This window comes from Nocardioides sp. DN36 (genome assembly GCF_055380375.1).
Map to the genome: position 1 here is coordinate 844,183 of NZ_AP043823.1, position 26,997 is coordinate 871,179.

The following is a 26,997-nucleotide window of genomic DNA, read 5'->3' on the forward strand; positions in this document are numbered from 1 at the left end:
TCTTTTTTTGGGGTGGTTGTGGGTGTTGTTTTTCAACGGAGAGTTTGATCCTGGCTCAGGACGAACGCTGGCGGCGTGCTTAACACATGCAAGTCGAGCGGAAAGGCCCTTTCGGGGGTACTCGAGCGGCGAACGGGTGAGTAACACGTGAGTAATCTGCCCTTCACTTGGGGATAACTACCGGAAACGGTGGCTAATACCCGATACGACCAACCTGCGCATGTGGTGTTGGTGGAAAGTTTTTTCGGTGGAGGATGTGCTCGCGGCCTATCAGCTTGTTGGTGGGGTAATGGCCTACCAAGGCTTCGACGGGTAGCCGGCCTGAGAGGGTGACCGGCCACACTGGGACTGAGACACGGCCCAGACTCCTACGGGAGGCAGCAGTGGGGAATATTGGACAATGGGCGGAAGCCTGATCCAGCAACGCCGCGTGAGGGATGACGGCCTTCGGGTTGTAAACCTCTTTCAGTACCGACGAAGCGCAAGTGACGGTAGGTACAGAAGAAGCACCGGCCAACTACGTGCCAGCAGCCGCGGTAATACGTAGGGTGCGAGCGTTGTCCGGAATTATTGGGCGTAAAGGGCTCGTAGGCGGTTTGTCGCGTCGGGAGTGAAAACCATGGGCTTAACTCATGGCTTGCTTCCGATACGGGCAGACTAGAGGCATGCAGGGGAGAACGGAATTCCTGGTGTAGCGGTGAAATGCGCAGATATCAGGAGGAACACCGGTGGCGAAGGCGGTTCTCTGGGCATGTCCTGACGCTGAGGAGCGAAAGTGTGGGGAGCGAACAGGATTAGATACCCTGGTAGTCCACACCGTAAACGTTGGGCGCTAGGTGTGGGATCCATTCCACGGGTTCCGTGCCGCAGCTAACGCATTAAGCGCCCCGCCTGGGGAGTACGGCCGCAAGGCTAAAACTCAAAGGAATTGACGGGGGCCCGCACAAGCGGCGGAGCATGCGGATTAATTCGATGCAACGCGAAGAACCTTACCTGGGTTTGACATATGCCGGAAAGCTCTAGAGATAGAGCCCCTTTTAGTCGGTATACAGGTGGTGCATGGCTGTCGTCAGCTCGTGTCGTGAGATGTTGGGTTAAGTCCCGCAACGAGCGCAACCCTCGTCCTATGTTGCCAGCGGGTCATGCCGGGGACTCATAGGAGACTGCCGGGGTCAACTCGGAGGAAGGTGGGGATGACGTCAAGTCATCATGCCCCTTATGTCCAGGGCTTCACGCATGCTACAATGGCCGGTACAAAGGGCTGCGATGCTGTAAGGCGGAGCGAATCCCAAAAAGCCGGTCTCAGTTCGGATTGGGGTCTGCAACTCGACCCCATGAAGTCGGAGTCGCTAGTAATCGCAGATCAGCAACGCTGCGGTGAATACGTTCCCGGGCCTTGTACACACCGCCCGTCACGTCACGAAAGTCGGCAACACCCGAAGCCGGTGGCCTAACCCCTTGTGGGAGGGAGCCGTCGAAGGTGGGGCTGGCGATTGGGACGAAGTCGTAACAAGGTAGCCGTACCGGAAGGTGCGGCTGGATCACCTCCTTTCTAAGGAGCACATGCCCCGCACATCCAGCTGGCCGTTCGGTCACGAAGCGTCTGGGTGGCATTGGTGGTGTTCACTAGTGGAATCGTCGATGAAGGATCGCCCCGGGTGGGTGGTCGTGCCTCAGTACTGCCTGTCCAGCTTCGGCTGGTGGGTGTGGAACCTGGTGCGGTCGCTGCTGGGGGTGGGGTTGGCACACTGTTGGGTCCTGAAGGATCAGGCAACTGAGTCTTCTGGGCCTCCTTGGCCGGTCCCGCACCTGGGTGGTGTGGGGTTGGGCTTGGTGGGTTTGTTGTTTGAGATCTGCATAGTGGACGCGAGCATCTTGCATCGCGCACCGGTGAGAGCTGGTGTGTGGTGTGTGCACTGATGCCCCTTTGATTGGGGGGTGTTGGTGTGTGTCTTTGTAGTAGTAGTTGTTGTCGTGTTGTGTTTGTGAGACAAGCTATGAAGGGCACATGGTGGATGCCTTGGCATCAAGAGCCGATGAAGGACGTAGGAGCCTGCGATAAGCCCTGGGGAGTTGGCAACCGAGCTGTGATCCGGGGGTGTCCGAATGGGGAAACCCAGCTGGAGTCATGTCCAGTTACCCGCGCCTGAATATATAGGGTGTGTGGAGGGAACGTGGGGAAGTGAAACATCTCAGTACCCACAGGAAGAGAAAACAATAGTGATTCCGAGAGTAGTGGCGAGCGAAATCGGATGAGGCCAAACCCGTTGCGTGTGATACCCGGCAGGGGTTGCGTAGCGGGGGTTGTGGGAGCATTCTGGTTCATCTGCCGGTGAGTCGAACAGTGAGAAATCACGGGTGAAGTTGAAGTCCATTGGAAAGTGGCGCCGTAGAGGGTGATAGCCCCGTAGAGGTAAGCCCGTGACTGTTGAGTGTTATCCCAAGTAACACGGAACCCCTGAAATTCCGTGTGAATCTGGCGGGACCACCCGTTAAGCCTAAATACTCCTTGATGACCGATAGCGGACAAGTACCGTGAGGGAAAGGTGAAAAGTACCCCTGGCGGGGAGTGAAATAGTACCTGAAACCATGTGCCTACAATCCGTCGGAGCGATCCCTTGTGGGTTGTGACGGCGTGCCTTTTGAAGAATGAGCCTGCGAGTTTGCGTTGTGTTGCGAGGTTAACCCGTGTGGGGAAGCCGTAGCGAAAGCGAGTCCGAATAGGGCGTTTGAGTAGCACGATCAAGACCCGAAGCGAAGTGATCTATCCATGGGCAGGTTGAAGCGTCGGTAAGACGACGTGGAGGACCGAACCCACTTAGGTTGAAAACTGAGGGGATGACCTGTGGATAGGGGTGAAAGGCCAATCAAACTTCGTGATAGCTGGTTCTCCCCGAAATGCATTTAGGTGCAGCGTTGCGTGTTTCTTGCCGGAGGTAGAGCACTGGATAGCCGATGGGCCCTACCAGGTTACTGACGTTAGTCAAACTCCGAATGCCGGTAAGTGAGAGCGCAGCAGTGAGACTGCGGGGGATAAGCTCCGTAGTCGAGAGGGAAACAGCCCAGACCATCAGCTAAGGCCCCTAAGCGGTGACTAAGTGGAAAAGGATGTGGAGTCGCAGTGACAACCAGGAGGTTGGCTTGGAAGCAGCCACCCTTGAAAGAGTGCGTAATAGCTCACTGGTCAAGTGATTCCGCGCCGACAATGTAGCGGGGCTCAAGTCATCCGCCGAAGCTATGGCATTCAGAGAATATTCAAGCCTTCGTGGTTCAGAACTCTGGATGGGTAGGGGAGCGTCGTGTCGCGAGTGAAGCTGCCGAGTGATCGAGTGGTGGACGCGACACGAGTGAGAATGCAGGCATGAGTAGCGAATGAAGAGTGAGAAACTCTTCCGCCGAATGATCAAGGGTTCCAGGGTCAAGCTAATCTGCCCTGGGTAAGTCGGGACCTAAGGCGAGGCCGACAGGCGTAGTCGATGGACAACGGGTTGATATTCCCGTACCGGCAAAGTAGCGCCCATGACGAACCCGGTGATGCTAACCATCCGAAACCCAGGTGACCGGACCCTTCGGGGCGAGGCGCTTGGGCGTAGCGTGGGACCCGAGCTGGTAGTAGTCAAGCGATGGGGTGACGCAGGAAGGTAGTCCAACCGTACCGATGGTTGTGTACGGCTAAGCAGGTAGGGCGCCATCTAGGCAAATCCGGATGGCTGACTTTGATGTCGGGCCTGAGATGTGATGGGGACCCCGTATGGGGGAAGTGGATGATCCTATGCTGTCGAGAAAAACCTCTAGCGAGCTACGCGCCGCCCGTACCCCAAACCGACTCAGGTGATCAGGTAGAGAATACCAAGGCGATCGAGCAAACCATGGTTAAGGAACTCGGCAAAATGCCCCCGTAACTTCGGGAGAAGGGGGGCCGGATCCGTGAACGCCCTAGCGGTGGGAGCGGTGATGGCCGCAGAGACCAGGCCCAAGCGACTGTTTACTAAAAACACAGGTCCGTGCGAAGTTGTAAGACGATGTATACGGACTGACTCCTGCCCGGTGCTGGAAGGTTAAGGGGACCGGTAAGAACGCAAGTTCGAAGCTGAGAACTTAAGCCCCAGTAAACGGCGGTGGTAACTATAACCATCCTAAGGTAGCGAAATTCCTTGTCGGGTAAGTTCCGACCTGCACGAATGGAGTAACGACTTGGGCGCTGTCTCAACCGTGGACTCGGCGAAATTGCACTACGAGTAAAGATGCTCGTTACGCGCGGCAGGACGGAAAGACCCCGGGACCTTTACTATAGTTTGGTATTGGTGTTTGGTTCGGCTTGTGTAGGATAGGTGGGAGACTGTGAAGCGGCCACGCCAGTGGTTGTGGAGTCATCGTTGAAATACCACTCTGGTCGTACTAGATGTCTAACCTAGGTCCGTTATCCGGATCAGGGACAGTGCCTGATGGGTAGTTTAACTGGGGCGGTTGCCTCCTAAAATGTAACGGAGGCGCTCAAAGGTTCCCTCAGCCTGGTTGGCAATCAGGTGTTGAGTGTAAGTGCACAAGGGAGCTTGACTGTGAGACAGACATGTCGAGCAGGGACGAAAGTCGGAACTAGTGATCCGGCGTCGGCATGTGGAAGCGACGTCGCTCAACGGATAAAAGGTACCCCGGGGATAACAGGCTGATCTTCCCCAAGAGTCCATATCGACGGGATGGTTTGGCACCTCGATGTCGGCTCGTCGCATCCTGGGGCTGGAGTAGGTCCCAAGGGTTGGGCTGTTCGCCCATTAAAGCGGCACGCGAGCTGGGTTTAGAACGTCGTGAGACAGTTCGGTCCCTATCCGCCGCGCGCGCAGGAAACTTGAGAAAGGCTGTCCCTAGTACGAGAGGACCGGGATGGACGAACCTCTGGTGTGCCAGTTGTCCCGCCAGGGGCACGGCTGGTTGGCTACGTTCGGAAGTGATAACCGCTGAATGCATCTAAGCGGGAAGCACGTTTCAAGATGAGGTTTCCCACCCACTCGATGGGGTAAGGCCCCCAGCAGAACACTGGGTTGATAGGCCGGAGGTGTACAGCAGTAATGCCCAGCCGACCGGTACTAATAGGCCGAGGGCTTGTCCCACACACACATCACCACAACACAATGTGGCTACATCGACTGGTGATGCCCGCGTCCACTACGCAGTTCCCAACCAACAAACCATTGTTGGCCATGTGGAACAAACAATTCCACTTCAGCAGATCAACTGAACAAAGAGCTTGGAAACACCCCCAACGAAGGTTCTGGGTGCGTGTGTTTCCGCCAGAGTTACGGCGGCCATAGCGAAAGGGAAACACCCGGTCCCATCCCGAACCCGGAAGTTAAGCCTTTCAGCGCCGATGGTACTGCAACCGCGAGGTTGTGGGAGAGTAGGACGCCGCCGGACATACACTCCGTAGAGGCCACCGCAAGGTGGCCTCTACGCTATTTACCCCCGAACCGTCGAAGGAAGTGTGTGACCGTGGCCGATGACCGTCGCAGCAAGCGTCCCGCTGGCGATGGAGGTCGCAGTGGCGGACCTCGTCGTGAGGGCCCCCAGGGTCGTGGGGGGAAGGGGTCGTCCGACCGTTCCCGCGGGGACCGTCCCGACCGCGCGTCCCGCGGAGACCGTCCCGACCGCGGCTCGCGCGGGGACCGTCCCGACCGCGGCTCGCGCGGGGACCGTTCGGAGCGCCCGGGCCGCAAGAACGACTGGAAGCGCCCCGCTGACAAGCAGGGCGACCGCACCGCGGAGCAGGCGCGGTACGACGGTCCCGACCTCCCGGAGGAGATCACCGGGCGCGAGCTCGACCGCTCGGTGACCGCCCAGCTCAAGGGCCTGCCGGAGAAGCTGGCGTCGCGCGTCGCGCGCCACCTCGCGGCCGCCGGCATGCTGGTCGACGAGGACCCTGAGACCGCCTACCAGCACACGCTCGCCGCGCGGGCGCGCGCACCCAGGCTGGCCGTGGTCCGGGAGGCGACGGGCGAGGCGGCGTACGCCGCGGGCCACTACGCCGAGGCGCTGGCCGAGCTGCGTGCCGCGAAGCGTATGAACGGAGCCACGGCCTACCTGCCGATCATGGCCGACTGCCACCGGGCGCTGGGCCAGCCGGACCAGGCGCTCAAGCTCGCCAAGAGCCCGTCGGTGGTCAACTTCGCTCCGGAGGCGAAGGCCGAGATGACCATCGTCGAGGCGGGGGCCCGTCGGGACATGGGCCAGCTGGACGCGGCCCTGCGCACGCTCGAGCTGGCACCCCTGAACTCCAAGACCCGGGCCTCCTGGGTCGTGCGGCTGCGCTACGCCTACGCGGACACGCTGGAGGCGGCTGGTCGGGAGACGGACGCCCTGGCGTGGTTCCACCGGACCCACGCGATCGACGCCGACGAGATCACCGACGCAGCGGAACGCGCCGAGAAGCTCGAGCGAAGCCAGGGCTGACATCGATCCTCCGGTCGTCCCGGAGGATTGAGACTCCCGCCGAGTGGGGAGGCTGCCATCGACCTCCGCACCGCGGGGGTTGACCCCGCCTGTGCCACGGGGGTCTACTGCAGGTCTGTCCGCACGAGAGGGACGACGATGCTGAGATTCTCGGGAGCCGGTGTCAGCGACGTAGGTCGGGTGCGCGAGCACAACGAGGACTCCGCGTTCGTCGCGCCGTACGTCGCGCTGGTCGCGGACGGTGTCGGGGGAGCGGCCGCCGGCGAGGTCGCCTCGGCAACCACGGCGTACGTCGTCTCCGCGATGGCGCTGAGCCGCTTCGGCCAGGACCTCGAAGGGCTCGCCCGGGACGCCGTGGCGTCGGCGCGCGCCAGCCTCGTGCACGGCGTGCTCGAGGACGAGGCCCGCGAGGGCATGGCGACCACGCTGTCGGTCGTCCTGTGCGACGGGCGGCGTGTCCTGCTCGGCCACGTGGGTGACTCCCGTGCCTACCACCTGCGGGACGGTGTGCTGACCCAGGTGTCGCGCGACCACACGTACGTGCAGCAGCTCATGGACGGCGGTCAGCTGGACCGGGAGCGGGCCGCCGTGCACCCCTGGCGCAACGTGGTCCTGCGGTGCCTGGACGCCAACCCCGCCGGGGACGTCGCCGACGTCGACCTCGTCGAGCTCGACGTCCGTGAGGGCGACCGGCTTCTCCTGTGCAGCGACGGGCTGACCGACCTCGTCGACGACGCCCGGATCGCCGAGGTGATGCGGTTGCACGACCCCCACTCCGCCGCGGCCGTCCTCACCCAGTCGGCCCTCGTCGCTGGCGGGCGCGACAACATCACCTGCCTGGTGCTCGACGTGATCGACGGGCCACTCGTGGTCGGTGACGGGGTGCTGCTCGGTGCGGTCCGCGACGTCGCCAACGTGGTCGACCCGGCGGCCGTCCGGCTGGTCTGAGCGACCCCGACCTGCGCCGTCGGCCGGCCCGGCCAGGCCCGGGTCGACACGTTCGCCCGAGTCTTCGGGTTTCGCTGGTGCTCAGGCGCCACATGGGCCACAATGGGACGACAACTTACACAGGTGTCACTCGACAACCTTCATGTCCAACGTGTCAGACCGCTGGGGAAGGCGTATCTCACGCCGGAGATGGAGGAGGTCACAGTGACCGCACGCACTGCCACCCGCCCGAACGGCTCCGCCACCCGGGGCATCCTGTATGTCCACTCGGCGCCGTCCGCGTTGTGCCCGCACATCGAGTGGGCCGTCGGGGGCGTACTCGGCGCGCCCGTGAGCCTGGACTGGACGCCGCAGCCCGCGCAGGCGGGGACGTACCGGGCCGAGCTCTCGTGGGCCGGCCCGGGAGGCTCGGCTGCCGCCGTGGCGTCCGCCCTGCGCGGCTGGAACCACCTCCGCTTCGAGATCACCGAGGAGCCCACCTCGTCCTCCGAGGGCGCGCGCTTCTCCTACACCCCCGAGCTCGGCGTCTTCCACGCCGTCACCGGCCTGCACGGCGACATCATGATCCCCGAGGACCGGCTCAAGGCGGCGGTCGTCAAGGCCGCGCTGGGCGACACCACGCTGCTGGTCGAGATCGACAAGCTGCTGGGCAAGCCGTGGGACGACGAGCTCGAGACGTTCCGGTACGCCGGCGACGGTGCACCCGTGCGGTGGCTGCACCAGGTCGTCTGAGCGGCGCGCGCTGAGACCGGTGGGGGAGAACCCACCGGGATGCTCGTCGGAGTGCGGCGGACGGCTCAGGGCCGGCGAAGGCGGAAGTGCGACCGCTCGAGCCGGGTCCGGTGCTCGTCGTAGCCGTCGTACCAGGTCAGCTTGGCGCGGATGGTGAACCGGCCCGCCTTGGTGCTGTAGCGGCAGAAACGGAACCGGCCGTGCCCGCGGCGCGGGTCGGAGTCGGAGATGAAGGCCCCCGAGGCGAGCTTCTCGCCACGCGGGTCGATCAGGAAGGTCTCGAGCACCCAGTCGCCGGTGGGCGGCCGTACGCGGTAGTGGTAGCGGTAGTTGTGGCACCCGTCGCGCAGGATGCCGTCGGGCCGGCCGGTGCTCCCGTAGGACCTCGCTTCGGCGGCCACCGGGCCCGTCACGACCACCAGGCTGCTCAGGACGGTGGTCAGCAGGGCGAGGATCGCCGGGCGCAGCATGGTCCCTCCCGAGGGCAGGCGGAAATCGGTGTGACGGGCGTCATGAGGTACAACGCCCGCCACACCGACTGGTTATGCCCCCTCGGACGGGGGTGGGGATCAGACGCTGCCGAACGCCACCGCGACGTTGGCACCGCCGAAGCCGAAGGAGTTGTTCAGCGCGGCGATCTGGCCCTGGGGCAGGTCGCGCGGCTTGGTGGCGATGTCGAGCTCGACCTGGGGGTCGAGGTTGTCGAGGTTGATGGTCGGCGGCGCGACCCGGTGGTGCAGGGCCATCACGACGGCGATCGCCTCGAGGGCACCGGCGCCCCCGAGCAGGTGGCCCGTCATCGACTTGGTGCTGGTGACCACCACGTCGTCGGCGTGCTTGCCGAGGGTCGCGTGGATCATCAGGCCCTCGGCGATGTCGCCCTGCGGGGTCGACGTGGCGTGCGCGTTGATGTGCACGATGTCGGCGGGGGAGATCTCGGACTCCTGCAGCGCCCGCACGATCGCGCGGGCACCGCCGCGTCCCGCAGGGTCGGGCTGGGCGATGTCGTGCGCGTCGGCGGTGATGCCGGCGCCCAGCACCTCGGCGTAGATCCGGGCCCCGCGCGCCTTGGCGTGCTCCTCGGACTCGAGGACCAGCACGCCGGCACCCTCGCCCAGCACGAAGCCGTCACGGCCGGTGTCCCACGGGCGCGACACCGTGGTCGGGTCACCGGGGTTCTTGGAGAGCGCCATCATGTTGGCGAACGCCGCCATCGGCAGCGGGTGGATCGCGGCCTCGGTGCCGCCGGCGACGACGACGTCGGCGCGGCCGAGGCGGATCTGGTCGACGGCCAGGGCGATGCCCTCGTTGCCGGAGGCGCAGGCCGACACCGGGGTGTTCACGGCGGCGCGGGCGCCGACGTACAGGCTGATCTGCGCCGCGGGCGCGTTCGGCATCAGCATCGGGACGGCCAGCGGAGAGACCCGCCGGGGGCCCTTCTCCTTGAGGATGTCGTAGTTGTCGAGGAGGGTGTTCACGCCGCCGATGCCGGAGGCCATGGCGACCCCGATCCGCTCGTGGTCGAGCTCGCCGGCCTCCTGGGCGGTGTCGAGGCCGGCGTCGCGCCAGGCCTCCATCGCCGCGACCATCGCGAACTGCGAGGAGCGGTCGAGCCGGCGGGCCTTGACCCGCTCGAGGACCTCGGTGGGCTCGACGGCCACCCGGCCGGCGATCTTGACCGGCATGTCCGCGGCCCACTCGTCGGTCAGGGCGCGTACGCCGGAGCGTCCGTTCACGAGCGAGTCCCACGTGCTCGCGACGTCGCCTCCGACCGGGCTGGTGGTGCCGAGTCCGGTCACCACGACTCTTGTGCGGCTCATCTCTTCCTCACATCTCGACTGCTGCTGGCGGGCGCCGGCCACCTGGTGGGGGACCGGCGCCCGCGGGAACGGGCGCTGGAGGGCAGGTCAGCCCTGGGCGCGCTCGATGAACGCGACGGCGTCACCGACGGTCTTGAGGTTCTTGACCTCGTCGTCGGGGATCGAGACGCCGAACTTCTCCTCCGCGGCCACGACGACCTCGACCATGGACAACGAGTCGACGTCGAGGTCGTCGACGAACGACTTGTCGAGCTGGACGTCGTCGGCGTCGACGCCGGCAACCTCGTTGACGATGTCGGCGAGGTCGGCGCGGATCTCTTCGGTGGTGGCCATCTGGGGTGGTTCCTCTCGTTGGTGATGTGCAGTGGGTGGTGCGTCTGTGGGGCCGCTCAGGGGACGGTGACGACCTGGGCGGCGTACGCCAGGCCGGCGCCGAAGGCGATGAGCAGGGCGGTGTCGCCGCTCTTCGCGTCACCCTCCGCGATCATGCGCTCGAGGGCAAGGGGGATCGAGGCGGCCGAGGTGTTGCCCTGCTCGGCGATGTCGCGGGCGATCTTGACCCGCTCGGGGAGCTTCATGGACCGGGCCATCGCGTCGATGATGCGCATGTTGGCCTGGTGGGGGACGAAGACGTCGAGGTCCTCGATGCTGACGCCGGCACGGTCGAGGGCCTGCTGGCCGATCTTGGCCATCGCGAACGAGGCCCAGCGGAAGACGGGGTTGCCCTGCATCACGAGGTGGGGCATCACCGGGTCGGTCGAGGCGATGACGTCGCGCCAGTCCTCGCGCTGCCGGATCAGGTCGAACTGCTCGCCGTCGGAGCCCCAGACGACCGGGCCGATGCCGGGCGTCTCGCTGGGACCCACGACCACGGCGCCGGCGCCGTCGGCGAAGATGAACGCGGTGCCGCGGTCGCCCACGTCGGTGAGGTCCGAGAGGCGCTCGACGCCGATGACGAGGACGTGCCGGGCGCTGCCGGCGCGGACGAAGTCGGAGGCCATCGCCACGGCGTGGCAGAAGCCGGCACAGGCGGCCGAGATGTCGAAGGCGGCCGCCTGGTCGGTGCCGAGCTCGTGCGCGATCGCGGTGGCGACCGCGGGCGTCTGCAGCATGTGGCTCACGGTGGCCACCACGACGCAGTCGATCTGCTGGGCCTCCACGCCGGCGCGCTCCAGCGCCTGCCGCGAGGCCGCGACCGACATCATCTGCACGGTCTCCTCGGGGGTGGCCCAGCGGCGCTGCTTGATGCCCGAGCGCTGCTGGATCCACTCGTCGCTGGAGTCGATCGCCTCGACGATGTCGGCGTTGGGGACGATGCGTGAGGGGCGGTAGGCGCCGACGCCGAGGATGGCGGCGTGCGGGGCACCCTGGGAGGACTGGAAGGCACCCATCATGAGGCTCCGTTCGCGTGCTTCTCGCAGAAGGCCCGGGCCTCGTCGAGCTGGTCGGGGGTCTTGAGGGCGAAGGTCTCGACGCCCTTGAGGTTGCGCTTGGCGATGCCGGTGAGCACGCCCGCCGGGGGCAGCTCGAGGACACCGGTCACGCCGAGGTCGCGCATGGTCTCCATGCACAGGTCCCAGCGCACCGGGTTGGCGATCTGGCCGACGATCCGCTCGAGGACCTCGGCCCCGTCGCGCACCACCCCGCCGTCGCGGTTCGAGATCACCGGGATGGCCGGCGCCTGCGTGGCCATGCCGGCCGCGAGCTTCTCGAGGTGACCGACGGCCGGTGCCATGTGCTCGGTGTGGAAGGCACCGGCGACGCTCAGCGGGGTGAGCCGCGCCTTGGCCGGCGGGTCGCCGGCCAGGGCCTCGAGCTGCTCGCGGGTGCCGGCGGCGACGATCTGGCCCGGCCCGTTGTCGTTCGCGGGGGTCAGCCCGTGCCGCTGGAGCGTGGTGAGGACGTCGTCACGGTCGCCGCCGAGCACGGCGGTCATGCCCGTGGGGGTGGCGGCGGCAGCCTCGGCCATCGCGTTCCCGCGCTCGCGGACCAGCACCATGGCCTCCTCCGCGGTGACCGCCCCGGCGATCGCGGCAGCGGCCAGCTCGCCCACGCTGTGGCCCGACACGGCCCCGACGGCGCCGGCGGGGGCCAGCACGTCGAAGGCGGCCAGGCCGGTGGCGACCAGCAGCGGCTGGGCCACCCGGGTGTCCCGGATGGTCTCCGCGTCTGCCTCGGTGCCGAAGTGGACCAGGTCCAGCTCGGCGGCCGTCGAGAGCGGCTGGAACCGCGAGGCGAAGGTGGCGTCCTCGAGCCAGGGCGTGAGGAAGCCTGGCGACTGGGCGCCCTGACCGGGAGCGACGATGACGAGCACGACACCAACTCTGCCGTGCCGGGGCCGCCGCATCGCCTCGGGCGCACACGAATCTGAAGGGGGATTCTTTGTAGAGTTCCTACAAATCACGCCGAGGGGGTGGCGGGCTCGTCCCCGCGACCCGACTGGCGGCCGAGGACCAGCGCGATCTCGAGGGTGAACGCGTCGCGCGGCTGCGCCGGTGAGTAGCCGGTGAGGTCGGCGACCTGGCGCAGCCGGTAGCGGACCGTGTTGGCGTGCACGAAGAGCGCGCGGGACGCCGCCTCGATGGAGGCGCCGTGGTGGAAGTAGGCCCCCAGGGTCTCGATGAGCGTCCCCCGCGCCCGCACGAGGGGCAGGTAGACCTCCTCGACGAGGTGCCGGCGGGCGTGGCCGTCACCGGCCAGCGCACGCTCGGGAAGCAGCTCGCTGCTGCGCACCGGTCGCGGCGCCTCGGGCCAGCCGGCGGCGGAACGGTGGGCCGAGACGGCCGCCCGGGCCGAGATGTGAGCGTCGCCGAGGTCGTCGGCCACCGGGCCGACGACGACCGGCCCCTCACCGAACAGGTGCACCACCGACTCGGCCGCGACGCGCGGGTCGGTGACACCGCCGAGCAGGACGACCAGCCGCTCGCCCTGGACCGCGCAGAGGGCGTCCATGTCCGCCGACCGGGCGCTGCGGCGTACCTCGTCGAAGAGGTCGGTCTCCGTGCGCTGCGCGGGCACCGAGCCGAGCACGACCGTCACGTCGCCGCGTGCCGTCCAGCCCAGCGCGCTGGCCCGGGAGAGGAGCGTCTCGTCGGCCTCCGAGCGCAGCACGGCGTCGACGACCAGCGCCTCGAGCCGGGCGTCCCAGGCGCCGCGGAGCTCGGCGGCGCGGGCATAGACCTCGGCCGTGGCGAAGGCGACCTCGCGGGCGTAGCGGAGCACCGCGGCGTGCACGTCGGGGGCGTCCTCGGGATCCACGATGGAGTCGATGTTGCTCTCGACCACCTCGATCGACAGGCGGACCAGGTCCACGGTCTGCCGCAGGTTGATCACGCCGGCGAGCGCCCGGGGCGCCGCGCCGAACACCGAGGCGGCCACCGCGGAGCCCCCGCCGTCGTCGGGCTGCGCGCTCTCGAGGCGGTACCAGTCGACGAAGCCCCGGATGCCGGCCTGCACGATCAGCCCGACCCAGGAGCGGTCCTCGGCGCTGAGCTCCCGGAACCACCGCATGTCGGCCTCCATCCGGGCCATGGCGGAGGTGCTCATCGCGCCCGTGGAGCGTTGGAGCGCATCGGCCGCGCGCCGGCTGGGTACGACGGGCGACGTGGAGGGCACAGATCGAGGCTAGTCGAACACCCGATCCACGTAACACCCCGGTGAAATAAGGGTTTCAGGGTCCCGAACTGCAACCAGTTCTGGTTGAATCCTTCATCGAGCCGGTTCGGTCCGGCATTTCAGGAGGGTCGGTGTCCAGCACGCCGCACGAAGTCCAGTACGTCACGCTCCACGGTCATCGACGCGCGTTCGTCAAGGCCGGCCAGGGGCCCGTCGTACTCCTCCTGCACGGTCTCGGCTGCGACCACACGACGTGGGAGCCGGTGATCGACTCGCTGGCCAAGCGCTACACCGTGATCGCGCCCGACCTGCTGGGGCACGGGCTCTCGGACAAGCCGCGCGCGGACTACAGCGTCGGCGGCTACGCCAACGGCATGCGCGACCTGCTGACGGTCCTCGGGATCGACAAGGCCACCGTGATCGGCCACAGCTTCGGCGGTGGGGTCGCGATGCAGTTCGCCTACCAGTTCCCCGAGCGCACCGAGCGGCTGATGCTGGTCGCCTCCGGCGGCCTCGGCCCCGAGGTGAGCCCGGCGATCCGCGCCATCACCACCCCCGGGTTCCACCAGGTGATGGGCCTGCTGACGCTCCCGGGGGTCCGGCACGCCGGCAAGGCGGGGCTGCGCACGCTGTCCCGGGCGCCGTGGAAGCACACCCGCGACCTCGACGAGGTCGCAGAGATCTACGACTCCTTCAAGGACCCGCACGCCCGGCATGCCATCCGGCACGTCGTCCGGGCGGTCGTCGACTGGCGTGGGCAGATCGTGACCATGGCCGACCGCGCCTACCTGACCGAGGCCATGCCGATGGCCGTCGTGTGGGGTCGCGACGACCGGGTCATCCCGGTGCGGCACGCCAGCAACGCCGCCGCCCTCGCGCCCGCGGCCCGTGTCGAGGTGATCCCGAACGCCGGCCACTTCCCGCACAAGGACCACCCGCACCGGTTCGCCAAGATCGTCCACGAGTTCATCCGCTCGACCCAGCCGGCGGCCTACAGCCGGGTGCGGTTCCGCAACCTGCTCCGCAACGGGCACGCCGGACCGGTGCGGATCGCGTCCGTCTCGGACATCACCAGCGCTCCCGCTGGTTGAGGTGCGAGGAGCGCCAGCGACGAGCCTCGAAACCACGTAGGACAAGCAGGGCGGTGACCGGTGGTCACCGCCCTGCTTCGTCTCACCGGGTTTCGACGCGCCTGTCGCGCCTTCGTTCCTCAGGCGCGGGCTTGCTCAACCCGCCTTCGCCCACGCCGCGCGCTCGTTCCTCGCGCTCGGCTGCTCAGGCGTCGACGCGCCTGTCGCGCCTTCGTTCCTCAGGCGCGGGCTTGCTCAACCCGCCTTCGCCCACGCCGCGCGCTCGTTCCTCGCGCTCGGCTGCTCAGGCGTCCCCACCCTCCTGCTTCACGCCGGCGACCGCGGTCGGGTCGTCGATGCGGTACTGCGCGAACGCCTTCTCGACCGTCTCCCGCTCGATCTCACCGGCGTCGGCGAGCGCCTGCAGCGTCTGCACGACCACCGACTGGGCGTCGATGTGGAAGTAGCGGCGGGCCGCCGGGCGGGTGTCGGCGAAGCCGAACCCGTCGGCACCGAGGACGCGGTAGTCGCCCGGCACCCAGCGTGCGATCTGCAGCGGGACGGCGCGCATGTAGTCCGAGACTGCGACGACCGGGCCCTGGGCCCCGGCCAGCTTGTCGGCGACGTACGCGGTGCGCGGCGACTCGCCCGGGTGGAGGAGGTTCCACTCCTCGGCCGCCGCGCCGTCGCGGGCCAGCTCGTTCCACGAGGTGACCGACCAGGTGTCGGCCTGCACGCCCCACTCCTCGGCGAGGATCCGGGCTGCTTCCTTGACCCACGGGAAGCCGACGCCGGAGGCGAGCAGCTGGACGCGCGGGCCCTCACCGTCGGCGGTGGAGACGCGGTGGATGCCCTTGAGGATCCCCTCGACGTCGACGCCCTCGGGCTCCGCCGGCTGCTGCACGGGCTCGTTGTAGACGGTGATGTAGAAGATGACGTCCTCACCGTGCGGGCGCGCCTCGGTGGAGCCGTACATCCGCTCGAGACCCGACTGCATGATGTGGCTGACCTCGTAGGCGAACGCCGGGTCGTAGTGCACGACCGCCGGGTTGGTCGCCGCGAGGAGCGGCGAGTGCCCGTCGGCGTGCTGCAGGCCCTCGCCGGTCAGCGTGGTGCGGCCGGCCGTGGCGCCGATCAGGAACCCGCGGGCCAGCTGGTCGGCCATCGCCCAGATCGAGTCGCCGGTGCGCTGGAACCCGAACATCGAGTAGAAGATGTAGAACGGGATCATGTGCTCGCCGTGCGTGGAGTACGCCGAGCCCGCAGCGGTCGCCGAGGCCATCGCGCCGGCCTCGGAGATGCCCTCGTGCAGCATCTGGCCCTGCTGCGACTCCTTGTAGGAGAGCAACAACTTCCGGTCGACCGACTCGTACTTCTGTCCGGCGGGGTTGTAGACCTTGGCGCTCGGGAACATCGAGTCCATGCCGAACGTGCGGTACTCGTCCGGGGCGATCGGCACGATGCGCTTGCCGATCTCCGGGTCCTTCATCCAGTCTTTCAGCAGCCGGACGACGGCCATCGTGGTCGCGATGGAGTTCTTCCCCGAGCCCTGCTTGAGCTCGGAGTAGACGCTGTCGCCGGGGAGCTGGAGGCTCTTGGCCCGCACCACGCGCCGCGGCACCGAGCCGCCGAGCGCCTTGCGCCGCTCCATCATGTACTCGATCTCGGGAGCCTTCTCGCCGGGGTGGAAGAACGGCGCGGCGCCGGTCTCCTCGTAGGAGCGCTCGAGGTCGCGGTCGGAGATCGGCAGGTAGAGGCGGTCCCGGAACTTCTTGAGGTCGTCCTGGGTCAGCTTCTTCATCTGGTGGGTGGCGTTCTTGCCCTCGAGGGCGTCGATCGTCCAGCCCTTGATGGTCTTGGCCAGGATCACCGTCGGCTGGCCGACGTGCTTGCTGGCCGCGTCGAACGCGGCGTACACCTTGCGGTAGTCGTGGCCGCCGCGCGGGAGCTTGCGGATCTGCTCGTCGCTCATGTGCTCGACCATCTTGCGCAGCCGCGGGTCACCCCCGAAGAAGTTGTCGCGGATGTAGTCGCCGGTCTCGACGGAGTAGGTCTGGAAGGCGCCGTCGGGGGTGTTGTTCATCCGGTTGACGAGCACGCCGTCGACGTCGCGGGCGAGCAGCTGGTCCCACTCGCGGCCCCAGACGACCTTGATGACGTTCCAGCCGGCGCCGCGGAAGTTGGCCTCCAGCTCCTGGATGATCTTGCCGTTGCCGGTGACCGGGCCGTCGAGCTGCTGCAGGTTGCAGTTGATGACCCAGGTGAGGTTGTCGAGCTCCTCGCGCGCGGCGATCCGGATGGCGCCCAGCGACTCGGGCTCGGCCATCTCGCCGTCGCCGAGGAAGGCCCAGACGTGCTGCTGGCTGGTGTCCTTGACGCCCCGGTTGTGCAGGTAGCGGTTGAACCGGGCCTGGTAGATCGAGTTGATGCCGGTCAGGCCCATCGAGACCGTCGGGAACTCCCAGAAGTCCGACATCAGCCGGGGGTGGGGGTACGACGGGAGGCCGGCGCCGGGCCCGTGCTGGACCTCCTGGCGGAACCGGTAGAGCTGCTCCTCGTCGAGGCGGCCCTCGAGGAACGCGCGGGAGTAGACGCCGGGGGAGGCGTGGCCCTGGATGTAGATCTGGTCGCCGCCGCCGGGGGCGTCCTTGCCCTTGAAGAAGTGGTTGAAGCCGACCTCGTAGAGGCTGGCCGAGGACTGGTAGGTGGCGATGTGGCCGCCGACCTCGAGGCCCTTGCGGTTGGCGCTGGACACCATGACGGCGGCGTTCCAGCGGATGAAGGCGCGGATCCGCCGCTCGATCTCCTCGTCGCCGGGGAACCACGGCTCGCGCTCGGGCGGGATCGTGTTGATGTAGTCGGTGCTGCGCAGCGCGGGCACGCCCACCTGGGTCTCCCGGGCGCGCTCGAGGAGCCGCAGCATGACGTAGCGGGCACGCTCGCGGCCGCGCTCGTCGACGAGGGAGTCGAAGGAGTCGATCCAGTCCTGCGTCTCGTCGGGGTCGATGTCGGGCAGCTGGGTGGGCAGACCCTCGTGGATCACCGAGGGGATGGAGCCGCTCCGCTGGGTGTCGGAGCCCGTGTCAGAGCCAGTGCCTGAACCAGTGGTGGAGTCTTCGGTCACCGTCTCATCGTTGCACGCGTGCCGAGCACACGAAATTTACCCGGCGGTAGGTCCGTCAGTCGGGCGGCGTACACCCCTGGGACAGGGGGTCGGGGCGGCTCCGGCAGCGTTTCGGTTCTCAACATCCTTCGGACACGGGTTGCGTCGGGGCACCACATCCGCTGGACTACTCCACACCTTGCGACAATGCCACCCGGGAGCCGGGTGGCTGATCCGACGCGACTGGAGGATTCAGTGAGTTCGACCGCGGGTGGCGGGTCCACCCAGACTGATGGACCTGCTGCCGGTCCTGCGGACCGGCTGGGCTTCAAGCCCGGCATGGTCATCCAGGAGCTGGGCTGGGACAACGACACCGACGACGGACTCCGCGTCGCGATCGAGGACCACATCGACGCCGACATGGTCGACGGCGACTACGGCAACGTCGTCGACGCGGTGCTGCTCTGGTGGCGCGCCGAGGACGGCGACCTGGTCGACGGCCTGGTCGACGCGCTGACCGACCTGGTGGGAGGGGGCGCCATCTGGCTGCTCACCCCCAAGGTGGGTCGCCCCAACTCCGTGGACGCCGCCGACATCGCCGAGGCCGCTCCGATCGCGGGCCTGTCCCAGACCACGACGGCGGCCGTGAGCAAGGACTGGCAGGCCACCCGCCTGGTGGCCCCGAAGACGCCTGCCTGACCTCACGGCTCGTAACGCCGGGGGGCTCGCGCAGTTAGGAGCAGCGTGATCCGACAAGTCCTCGGCAGGGCGGCAGCCGCCGGCACCAGCCTCAAGGTCCTCACCGAAGCCGGGATCATCCGGCCCTACTCGCCGGTGGTGCTGGCCGGGATGGCCCGCGCGCTGCGCCAGTGGGGGACGGGTCCGGCGGGCGGTTTCACAGCGCTCGCCATCCGGGCGCCCCACCAGGAGGGTCTCGTCGACGAGCTGGGCTCGCTGACGTTCGGGGAGCTGCACCGGCGCTCCAACAGCCTGGCCCGGGCCCTCGCCGAGCGCGGCGTCTCCGAGGGCGACGGCGTGGCGGTGATGTGCCGCAACCACCGCGGCTTCGTCGACGCCAGCGTCGCCGCGGCCAAGCTCGGCGCCGACATCCTCTACCTCAACACCGCCTTCGCCGGGCCCCAGCTCGTCGAGGTCCTCGAGCGCGAGAAGCCCATCGCGGTGATCCACGACCAGGAGTTCACCGAGCTCCTCGACGGGGCCGACATGCAGCACCGGATCGTGGCGTGGACCGACGGCGACGTCGACGCCGAGACGCTCGAGGACCTCATCGATGCGCACCCCGGGGACGACCTCGAGCCGCCCGAGCGGCACTCCCGCGTCGTGATCCTCACCTCCGGCACGACCGGCACGCCCAAGGGCGCGCCCCGCAACGAGGCGGGCATCGAGGCGGCCGTCTCCCTGCTCTCGCGGATGCCGTTGCGCCACGGCTGGCGCACCCACATCGCGGCGCCGCTGTTCCACACCTGGGGCTTCGCCCACCTCGCGATGGCCATGCTGCTCGGCTCCACGGTGGTGCTGCGACGCCGCTTCGACCCGGAGGAGTGCCTGCGGGTGACCGAGGCGGAGCGATGCGACTCGCTCGCCGTCATCCCCGTGATGCTGCAGCGGATCATGGCGCTGCCGGAGGACACGCTGCAGAAGCACGACCTCTCCCGGGTCAAGGTCGTCGCGGCCTCTGGCTCGGCACTTCCCGGCGACCTCGCACTGGACTGGATGGACCACTTCGGCGACAACCTCTACAACATCTACGGGTCGACCGAGGTCGCCTACGCCTCGATCGCCACACCGGTCGACCTGCGCGAGGCCCCGTCGTCCGCCGGCCGGCCGCCGTGGGCGACCACCGTCAAAATTCTCGACCCCGACGGCAAGGAGCTGCCGCGCGGCGAGGCCGGCCGGATCTTCGTCGGCAACGGGCTGCTCTTCGAGGGCTACACCGGCGGCGGCCACAAGGAGGTCGTCGACGGGCTGATGTCCAGCGGCGACGTCGGCCGGATCGGCGACGACGGTCGCCTCTACGTCGAGGGCCGCGACGACGAGATGATCGTCTCCGGCGGCGAGAACGTCTTCCCCAAGGAGGTCGAGGACTGCCTGGCCCGGCACGATGCGGTGGCCGAGGTGGCCGCGATCGGCGTGGACGACGACGACTACGGCAAACGGCTGCGCGCGTTCGTCTCGCTCAAGGACGGCGGCTCGGTGAGCGAGGACGACCTCAAGGCGTGGGTGAAGAAGAACCTCGCCCGCTACAAGGTGCCGCGCGACATCGTGTTCCTCGACGAGCTGCCCCGCAACGCGACCGGCAAGGTGCTCAAGAAGGACCTGGTCCAGCACGACTGACCGGCGTACCGCCCGATCGGTGGCCTCCGGCGTGGGTTTGTCGGAGGCGGGTGCAAGGATGGCGGCATCATGAGTGAGCTCTCCCCGGGCGGACCGGCGCCCGACTTCACCCTGCGCGACCAGTTCGGGCAGGACGTGTCGCTGTCCTCGTTCCGCGGCCGCAAGGCGGTCGCGCTCGTGTTCTACCCCTACGCCTTCTCCGGCGTCTGCCAGGGCGAGATGGCCCAGATCCGCGACCGGCTCGCGGAGTTCATGACCTTCGACACCGAGATCCTCGGCATCTCCTGCGACCCCGTCTACTCGCTGCGGGCCTTCGCCGACCAGGACGGCCTGAACTTCCCGCTGCTCTCGGACTTCTGGCCGCACGGCGAGGTCTGCCGCGCCTACGGCGTCCTCGACGAGAAGAAGGGCTGCGCCCGGAGGTCGTCGTACGTCGTCGACAAGGAGGGCGTGGTCCGCTGGGCGGTGCACAACGCGATGCCCGAGGGACGCGACCTCGACGAGCACCTCAAGCAGCTGCTGGCGGCCGCCTAGCCTGGGATGACCCGGCGGTCGTGCCGGTCTGGACAATTTGCGGCGATCTTCAACGACTTGCCCCGATTTCGCTGACACGGTTTGGCCGGCGGCCGTAGTGTTGATCTCGTCGAACCGCTGGTGACCCGAGACGCCAGCGGTTCGACTCATTTCGGCACCTGGTCCCGTGTTCGCGGGCCCGGCTCTCGCTCGCTACTCTGTGCGGGCTTCGAGGGCGTATAGCTCAGCGGTAGAGCGGTCGGCTTACACCCGGCTGGTCGGGGGTTCGATCCCCTCTGCGCCCACTCCTGCCCTCGGCACCTGCGCGTGCCGTGCCCCTTCTTGGGTATGTCCCTGCCGACACCCCATCCGCCCGCCCGGCGGTGACGAATGGCCTGTGGCGCGCCTCACACCGGGGCCGCCGTACCCATCGGAGGGCACGAATGAGTGACACGAGCAGAAGGAAGTTCCTCGCAGCGGCCGGCGCAGGAGCCGCGGCCGCAGGCACCGTCGCGGTGACGGCGGGCTCCGCGCGCGCGGCCACGGCGCACCGCAGCCCGGACAGCGCGCGCGAGAGCGTCGTCGCTTACGTCAGCGACCACACGTCCGGTGAGCTGCGGCTCCTGGTCGGCGAGCGCGAGGTGGTCGTCCACGACCGCGACCTCGTCACCCGCATCCTCAACGCGGCGGGAGGCAAGTGACATGTCTTCCCACCGCGAAGCACCCGAGATCTCCAAGGACCCCGTGGCGGACGGGACCGACGTCTATGCCTTCGTCAGCCCGGAGGACCCCAGCACGGTCACCCTGATCGCGAACTTCATCCCGCTCCAGAAGCCCGATGGCGGACCGAACTTCTACGAGTTCGGTGACGACGTGCGCTACGAGATCCACGTGTCCAACCGGGGGAAGGCCGAGCCCGACGTGACCTACCGGTTCAAGTTCCACACGGTGGTCCGCAACGCCAAGACCTTCCTCTACAACACCGGACCGATCAACGACATCTCGGACAAGACGTGGAACCGTCCGCAGTTCTACTCCGTCACCCGGATCCGCGACGGCAAGGAAAAGGTGCTCGCCAGCGGGCTGCGCTGCCCGCCGGTGAACGTCGGCAAGAGGAGCACCCCGGACTACGCGAAGCTCTCCTCGCAGGCGGTCCACTCGCTGACGGGCAAGCGCAAGGTCTTCGCCGGGCAACGGGCGGACGCCTTCCACGTCGACCTCGGCAGCGTCTTCGACCTCGGCGCGCTGCGTCCCTTCAACGAGGCGCACGTGATCTCCATGCCGGAGATGAACGGCGTCAACTCGGTGCAGTCCTACAACGTGCACACGATCGCGATCCAGGTGCCGATCAAGGAGATCACCCGCGACCGGTCGCGGCCGACCGATCCCATGGCCCCCAAGGCCGTCGTCGGGGTGTGGGCGACCGCCAGCCGGCGTACGTCGCGCATCTTCGATCCGCAGAGCGGTTCCTACGTCGGGCACGGCCCCTGGAAGCAGGTGTCGCGGCTCGGCAACCCGCTGTTCAACGAGGTCCTCGTCCCGATGGCCGAGAAGGACCGGTGGAACGCCCGCGCGCCCCAGGGCGACTCGCGGTACGCGAGGTACGTCGACAAGCCCGAGCTCGCCGCCCTGCTGCCGGTGCTCTATCCCGGGGTCTTCCCGCACCTCGCGGCGTACACGAAGCCGCGCGCGGACCTGAACGCGATCCTGCTCACCGGGATCCCGAAGGGAGTCGTCGACGGCTTCCAGAACTACACGGGCCCGGTCGAGGCGGACCTGCTGAGGCTGAACGTGGCCATCCCTCCCTCGGACAACCCGAACGACCTCGGTCTCGTGGCCGGGGATGCGGCCGGCTTCCCCAACGGGCGGCGACTCAACGACGACGTGGTGACGATCGAGCTGCGCGCAGTGGCGGGCCTGACGATCCCGCTGGTGGATGCGTCGTACACGCCCGACGCCGCCGCGAGCGCCGTCCAGGACGGGACCAGCAACACCAATGCCGCGGTGACCGACCGGTTCCCCTACCTGGGGCTGCCGGGCGGTGGCTACCAGACCCAGCCCGGCACGACGCAGGCGTCATGACGGCCCCGGTGGTCGAGAACGCCTGGGCGGGGCAGGGGTCGGTGCTGCTGGACATCGGCGGTGACGTCGGGGCGCTGGTGGTCGCGATGCCTGCCGCGCTCGTCGGTGAGGAGGTCGAGATCGAACGGGTCGGGGTGGTCCAGCACGAGCACGGGCGCGGGCATGAGCATGGGCATGGTCACGAGCACTCGGGCCACCACGCTCACCGCCCGCACGTCGCGGTGGTGAGCCGGCCGGTGGCCGGCGGACAGCTGCCGTCGCTGGTGTTCCCGGAGCTCGTGGAGGGCCGGTACGCGCTCTACGACAAGGGCTCCTCGCTGGTGCGCATGTCCGTCGACGTCCGGGGTGGTGAGGTGACCACGGCGGACTGGCCGGCGTGATCCCACCACCCTTGTTGAGCTGGGCCGGATTCAGTGTCCAGCTGGGCCGAAATAGGTGAATCCGGCCCAGCGCAAGACCGAATCCGGCCCAGCTCAACGGATGGATTGGGAGCGGGGTGATGTGCTCTAGCCTGCCCGGGTGGACGCTGCCGACCTCGACCTCGTGACCGCGGTGCGGCAGGCGCTGGGCGGCACCGGGGACCCGGAGCGGGCGGCGGCGCAGCAGCGGTACATGAAGTCCGAGATGCCGTTCCACGGGATCAGCGCGCCCCAGCTCAAGGCGCTGCTCAGGCCGCTGCTGGCGACGTACTCGCCCGCGTCGCGTGCGGAGTGGGAGACGACGGTGCGGGCCCTGTGGGACGGGGCCACGCACCGGGAGGAGAGGTACGCCGCGCTGGCGCTGGCCGAGCACCGCCGGGCCCGGGAGTGGCGCGACCCCGACCTGGTCCCGCTCGTGGAGCACCTGGTGGTGACCGGCGCCTGGTGGGACCTCGTCGACGACGTCGCGGTGCACCTCGCCGGCGTCGTGCTCGCCCGGCACCCGGACGAGACGGCCCCGGTCGTGCGGGCCTGGGCGACCGACGACGACCTGTGGCTGCGGCGTACGGCCGTCATCTGCCAGCTGGGGCGCCGCGACGAGACGGACCGCGACCTGCTGCGGCACGCGGTCGAGGCGAACGTCGACGACCGGTCGTTCTGGTTGCGCAAGGCCATCGGCTGGGCGTTGCGTGACCTGGCCCGCACCGACCCGGACTGGGTGCGCGCCGAGGTGGACCGGCTCGACGGCCGGCTCTCGGGCCTGTCGCGGCGCGAGGCGCTCAAGCACCTGTCCTGAGGTGGTGAGAGCCCTCTCATCGCGGGCTCACGGCCGGCTCACCACCGCCCGGCAGCGTGCTCCTCGACAGCACACGAGGGCCTCGGCCCGGACGAGAGGACACACCATGAACAAGCTGCTGACGATCGGGTCGCTGGGCATCGCCGGGCTCTTCACCGCCGGGGTGGTCGCCACCGCGGCGCCGACGGCGTTCGCGCACGGGGGCGACGACTCGTCCTCGGTCGTGCGCACCGCGGACGACCGGGGCCGTGACCACGCCGAGGACGGGCCGCACCACGGTGGCAGGCACCACGAGGCACGGGACGACCACGGCCGCCACCACCACGGCGGGCGCCACCACGAGGCGGGGGACGACCACGGCCGCCACCACGACGGTGGGGACGACCACGGTGGGCACGGCCACGGCTCGGACGACTGATCCCGCCACCGCTCCACCCGACAGGGCCCCGCGACGACCGCGGGGCCCTCGTCGTGCGCGCCAGGCCGCGGGAATCAGCTGGTGAAGCGGTAGCCCATGCCACGGACCGTCTCGATCGAGCCGGCACCGAACTTGCGACGCAGGTAGCCGACGTACACGTCAACGACGTTCGACCCGGGGTCGAAGTCGAAGCCCCACACCTGGTCCAGCAGCTGCTCGCGGGAGAGCACCTGCCCGGCGTTGAGCATGAAGATCTCCGCGAGCGCGAACTCCCGCGCGGACAGGTCGACCTGCCGGCCGTCGACGGTCGCGCGCCGCGTGCGCAGGTCCAGCCGCACGCCGCCGGCCTCGAGGGCGTCGTCGCGGGGTACGCCGTCGGCCGCGCCCGGCGCGCGCAGCCGCAACCGGACCCGGGCCAGCAGCTCGGCGAACCGGAACGGCTTCGGCATGTAGTCGTCGGCGCCGCCCTCGAGCGCGGAGACCGTGTCGGTCACCGAGTCCCGTGCCGTCAGCACGACCACGGGCACCGTGGATCCCTGGGCGCGCAGGTGCTCCAGCACCGCGAACCCGTCCATGCCCGGGAGCCCGATGTCGAGGACGACCAGGTCGTGGTTGCCGCTCAGCGCCTCGTCGAGGCCCTCGCGGCCGTCGCCGACGACAGTGGCGAGGTGGCCGTCGGCGCGCAGGCCCTTGGCGACGAACGACGCGATCCGCGCCTCGTCCTCGACGATCAGGATGCGTGCCACGGTGCCTCCTCGCTCTCGGGGCCGGCCACGGGCAGCGTGACCACGAAGCGGGCACCCGGTGGGGCGGCGTCCTCGACCCGGACCGTGCCGCCGTGCGCCTCGACGATGGCCGAGACGATGGACAGCCCGAGGCCGAAGCCCTCGTCACCCTCGGGCACCGCGCTGCGGCCGAACCGCTCGAAGATCCGCTCCCGGTCGGCGGGCGGGACGCCCGGACCGGTGTCGCGCACCCAGATCTTGGCGACGCCGCCGTCGTACGACGACCCGATGGCCACCTCGTCGCCCGGTGCGGTGTGCTTCACGGCGTTGTCGGCGAGCTGGAGCACCGCCTGGGTGATCCGCTGCTCGTCGACCACGACCTTGACGTCGGCGACGCCGTCGAGCCGCCAGTCCCGGTCGCCGAGCCCGCGGGCCTTGGCGAGGAGGTCCTCGGTGAGGCGGGACAGGTCCGCGGGCCGGGTCGCCACGAAGTCCGGACGATCGCTCTTCGCCAGCAGGATCAGGTCACCGACCAGCCGCGACATCCGGTCGACCTCCTCGAGCAGCAGCTCACGGGTCTCCGCCACCTCAGCGGGACTGCCGCTGTCGAGCAGCTCGAGGTGGCCGCGCAGCACGGTCAGCGGCGTCTTGAGCTCGTGGCCGGCGTCGTCGAGGAACTCCCGCTGCCCGACGAACGCCGCCTCGAGCCGCTCCAGCATGCCGTTGACGGTCCGGGTGAGGGCGGTGATGTCGTCGTTGCCCCGCACCGGCAGCCGCCGGGACAGGTCGGTCTCCCCGATCTCCTCGGTCGTCTCGCGCAATGTGCGCAAGGGGGCGAGCAGGCGACCCGAAAGCCAGCCCGCGAACGCCGTGACGAGCAGCAGCGAGAGCAGGGCGACGATCGCGTAGGTCCGCATCGTCGCCATCAGGTCGGCCTGGGCCTTCTCGAGGTAGGTCACCACCACGAGCGCCCCGGTCGACCCGGGGTCCTCCACGGTCTGGACGGTGACCAGCGCGTCGCCGTACGACGGGACCTGCACGTGCACGGTGCCGTTGCGGCCGACCAGGGGAGCGACCGTGTCGCGGAAGGCGCGGCTGTCCAGGTAGGCCTCGTCGGTGCCGGAGGCGCTGACGTAGCGGGGCTCACCGCCGAGCCAGGCGACCAGGATCTCGTTCTCGTCGGGGACCTTGCGCTCGAGGAAGCCGCGCAGCAGCGGCTTCGCGCCGGCGTACGGCTGCTGCGTCGCGGGATCGACCCCGGACTCCTGGAGTGCGGTGAGCTCGGCGATCTCGTGGTCGACCTGGGCGTACATGCGCTCATCGATGCGCTGGGACTCGATGACGTAGACGATCGCCCCCGCCGCGGTGAGCGTGATCAGCACGAGCAGGGCGACGGCGGCGGTGATCCGGGTGCGCACCGAGACGCCCGACCGTGCCGGTCGGACGTCGGGGCGGGGTGCGGGCGGCTCAGCCGTGGCCACCACCGCCGGAGTCGTCGGAGCCACCTGAGCCGCCCGAGTCGTCGGAGCCACCTGAGGTGTGCGAGTCGCCGGAGCCGCCGTGCCCGCCACCGTCGTCACCGGTCCCGTCGTCGCCGCCGTGCCCACCGCGGTCGTCCCTCTTGTCGGCACCCCGGTCGCCACCGTGCCCGCCGAAGTGCCCGCCACCGTGGTCGTCCCCGAGGTCGTCGAGACTGGGCGTCACGACCTCCGGGCCGTCGTGGGAGTCGTCCGCAGAGGGATGGCCGGACGGGCTCCGGTCGTCGTGGGGCGAGGCGGAGCGGGTGGGGGAGTCGCGGATGACGATGGTCTCCCGCGGTCCGGGGTCGTCGGCGCCGGACGCGGCCAGCGACCCGGCCACGAAGGCTCCCAGCGGGAGGACGAGGCCGAGCGTGACCAGGATCTTCGCCAGCGTGCTCATACCAGCCACGATCCTGCCCCATCGTGGGTCCGGCGTG

General features: G+C 68.5%; 22 protein-coding genes, 1 tRNA gene and 3 rRNA genes. 16 read left to right on the plus strand and 10 right to left on the minus strand.

The features are described from left to right. Positions 1 to 32: 32 nt before the first annotated feature. From ACZ43H_RS04975 to ACZ43H_RS05000, 6 genes are all read left to right on the plus strand, one after another. Positions 33 to 1,552, plus strand: a 16S ribosomal RNA gene (locus ACZ43H_RS04975). A gap of 436 nt (positions 1,553 to 1,988) precedes the next feature. Beyond that, positions 1,989 to 5,108: ribosomal RNA gene (locus ACZ43H_RS04980) — 23S ribosomal RNA — on the plus strand. A gap of 187 nt (positions 5,109 to 5,295) precedes the next feature. Next, positions 5,296 to 5,412 (plus strand): 5S ribosomal RNA (gene rrf, locus ACZ43H_RS04985). Together the 16S, 23S and 5S rRNA genes form the textbook arrangement of a ribosomal RNA operon. Positions 5,413 to 5,487: 75 nt before the next feature. Beyond that, entirely contained in the window at positions 5,488 to 6,444 is a 957-nt protein-coding gene (locus tag ACZ43H_RS04990) for a tetratricopeptide repeat protein (RefSeq protein ID WP_464588245.1), read from the plus strand. Positions 6,445 to 6,582: 138 nt separating this feature from the next. Continuing rightward, positions 6,583 to 7,392, plus strand: coding sequence for a PP2C family protein-serine/threonine phosphatase (locus ACZ43H_RS04995; protein ID WP_464588246.1), 810 nt, complete (start codon positions 6,583 to 6,585; stop codon positions 7,390 to 7,392). Between the two features lie 189 nt (positions 7,393 to 7,581). Next, a complete protein-coding gene (locus tag ACZ43H_RS05000; RefSeq protein WP_464588248.1) occupies positions 7,582 to 8,124 on the plus strand; it encodes a DUF3145 domain-containing protein in 543 nt (180 codons plus the stop codon). A 65-nt stretch (positions 8,125 to 8,189) separates the two neighbouring features. On the opposite strand, the gene ACZ43H_RS05005 is transcribed toward ACZ43H_RS05000, so the two are convergent. The 6 genes from ACZ43H_RS05005 to ACZ43H_RS05030 form a co-directional block, all read right to left on the minus strand. Next, a complete protein-coding gene (locus tag ACZ43H_RS05005; RefSeq protein WP_464588250.1) occupies positions 8,190 to 8,594 on the minus strand; it encodes a hypothetical protein in 405 nt (134 codons plus the stop codon). A gap of 99 nt (positions 8,595 to 8,693) precedes the next feature. After that, a complete protein-coding gene (gene fabF, locus ACZ43H_RS05010; protein ID WP_464588251.1) occupies positions 8,694 to 9,944 on the minus strand; it encodes a beta-ketoacyl-ACP synthase II in 1,251 nt (416 codons plus the stop codon). Positions 9,945 to 10,031: 87 nt separating this feature from the next. Beyond that, complete coding sequence (locus ACZ43H_RS05015) at positions 10,032 to 10,277, minus strand: acyl carrier protein (RefSeq protein ID WP_379183637.1); 246 nt, start codon at positions 10,275 to 10,277, stop codon at positions 10,032 to 10,034. Between the two features lie 56 nt (positions 10,278 to 10,333). Continuing rightward, a complete protein-coding gene (locus ACZ43H_RS05020) occupies positions 10,334 to 11,335 on the minus strand; it encodes a beta-ketoacyl-ACP synthase III (RefSeq protein WP_464588253.1) in 1,002 nt (333 codons plus the stop codon). Beyond that, on the minus strand, positions 11,335 to 12,258 hold the full coding sequence (locus ACZ43H_RS05025) for an ACP S-malonyltransferase (RefSeq protein ID WP_464588254.1): 924 nt from the start codon (positions 12,256 to 12,258) through the stop codon (positions 11,335 to 11,337). Before ACZ43H_RS05025 ends, ACZ43H_RS05020 begins: the two co-directional genes overlap by 1 nt. Before the next feature lie 86 nt (positions 12,259 to 12,344). Continuing rightward, positions 12,345 to 13,559 (minus strand): PucR family transcriptional regulator, encoded by a 1,215-nt coding sequence (locus tag ACZ43H_RS05030; protein WP_464588256.1) that lies wholly within the window; start codon positions 13,557 to 13,559, stop codon positions 12,345 to 12,347. Positions 13,560 to 13,690: 131 nt separating this feature from the next. Between ACZ43H_RS05030 and ACZ43H_RS05035 the strand changes: the two genes are divergently transcribed. Further along, a complete protein-coding gene (locus tag ACZ43H_RS05035; RefSeq protein WP_464588258.1) occupies positions 13,691 to 14,650 on the plus strand; it encodes an alpha/beta fold hydrolase in 960 nt (319 codons plus the stop codon). A gap of 283 nt (positions 14,651 to 14,933) precedes the next feature. On the opposite strand, the gene aceE is transcribed toward ACZ43H_RS05035, so the two are convergent. Next, on the minus strand, positions 14,934 to 17,681 hold the full coding sequence (gene aceE, locus ACZ43H_RS05040; protein WP_464590733.1) for a pyruvate dehydrogenase (acetyl-transferring), homodimeric type: 2,748 nt from the start codon (positions 17,679 to 17,681) through the stop codon (positions 14,934 to 14,936). Between the two features lie 306 nt (positions 17,682 to 17,987). On the opposite strand from aceE, the gene ACZ43H_RS05045 reads away from it, so the two are divergent. The 9 genes from ACZ43H_RS05045 to ACZ43H_RS05085 all read left to right on the plus strand — a co-directional run bounded on the left by ACZ43H_RS05045 (position 17,988) and on the right by ACZ43H_RS05085 (position 24,315). Then, positions 17,988 to 18,431: a DUF3052 domain-containing protein gene (locus ACZ43H_RS05045; protein WP_379183627.1), complete on the plus strand. Its 444-nt coding sequence runs from the start codon at positions 17,988 to 17,990 to the stop codon at positions 18,429 to 18,431. A gap of 45 nt (positions 18,432 to 18,476) precedes the next feature. Then, positions 18,477 to 20,087, plus strand: a complete 1,611-nt coding sequence (locus ACZ43H_RS05050) for an AMP-binding protein (protein WP_464588259.1) — start codon at positions 18,477 to 18,479, stop codon at positions 20,085 to 20,087. Positions 20,088 to 20,156: 69 nt separating this feature from the next. After that, positions 20,157 to 20,621 (plus strand): peroxiredoxin, encoded by a 465-nt coding sequence (locus ACZ43H_RS05055; protein WP_464588261.1) that lies wholly within the window; start codon positions 20,157 to 20,159, stop codon positions 20,619 to 20,621. 212 nt (positions 20,622 to 20,833) lie between these two features. Next, positions 20,834 to 20,905 (plus strand) — tRNA-Val (locus ACZ43H_RS05060). A 138-nt stretch (positions 20,906 to 21,043) separates the two neighbouring features. Next, positions 21,044 to 21,301 carry a twin-arginine translocation signal domain-containing protein gene (locus ACZ43H_RS05065; RefSeq protein WP_464588263.1) on the plus strand — a complete coding sequence of 86 codons (258 nt, stop codon included), beginning with the start codon at positions 21,044 to 21,046 and terminating at the stop codon, positions 21,299 to 21,301. A 1-nt stretch (position 21,302) separates the two neighbouring features. Next, positions 21,303 to 22,682 (plus strand): DUF4331 domain-containing protein, encoded by a 1,380-nt coding sequence (locus ACZ43H_RS05070; RefSeq protein WP_464588264.1) that lies wholly within the window; start codon positions 21,303 to 21,305, stop codon positions 22,680 to 22,682. Further along, entirely contained in the window at positions 22,679 to 23,062 is a 384-nt protein-coding gene (locus ACZ43H_RS05075) for a hypothetical protein (protein WP_464588266.1), read from the plus strand. Before ACZ43H_RS05070 ends, ACZ43H_RS05075 begins: the two co-directional genes overlap by 4 nt. A 139-nt stretch (positions 23,063 to 23,201) precedes the next feature. Further along, a complete protein-coding gene (locus ACZ43H_RS05080; protein ID WP_464588267.1) occupies positions 23,202 to 23,897 on the plus strand; it encodes a DNA alkylation repair protein in 696 nt (231 codons plus the stop codon). A gap of 106 nt (positions 23,898 to 24,003) precedes the next feature. Next, complete coding sequence (locus ACZ43H_RS05085) at positions 24,004 to 24,315, plus strand: hypothetical protein (RefSeq protein WP_464588269.1); 312 nt, start codon at positions 24,004 to 24,006, stop codon at positions 24,313 to 24,315. A 74-nt stretch (positions 24,316 to 24,389) separates the two neighbouring features. Here the strand turns inward: ACZ43H_RS05085 and ACZ43H_RS05090 are convergent, their stop codons facing one another. Genes ACZ43H_RS05090 through ACZ43H_RS05100 form a run of 3 tightly spaced genes read right to left on the minus strand, consistent with a single transcriptional unit; the run spans position 24,390 to position 26,960 of the window. After that, positions 24,390 to 25,061, minus strand: coding sequence for a response regulator transcription factor (locus tag ACZ43H_RS05090; RefSeq protein ID WP_464588271.1), 672 nt, complete (start codon positions 25,059 to 25,061; stop codon positions 24,390 to 24,392). Next, a complete protein-coding gene (locus ACZ43H_RS05095) occupies positions 25,046 to 26,524 on the minus strand; it encodes a sensor histidine kinase (protein WP_464588272.1) in 1,479 nt (492 codons plus the stop codon). Before ACZ43H_RS05095 ends, ACZ43H_RS05090 begins: the two co-directional genes overlap by 16 nt. Beyond that, positions 26,508 to 26,960, minus strand: a complete 453-nt coding sequence (locus ACZ43H_RS05100) for a hypothetical protein (RefSeq protein WP_464588274.1) — start codon at positions 26,958 to 26,960, stop codon at positions 26,508 to 26,510. Before ACZ43H_RS05100 ends, ACZ43H_RS05095 begins: the two co-directional genes overlap by 17 nt. Between the last annotated feature and the right edge of the window lie 37 nt (positions 26,961 to 26,997).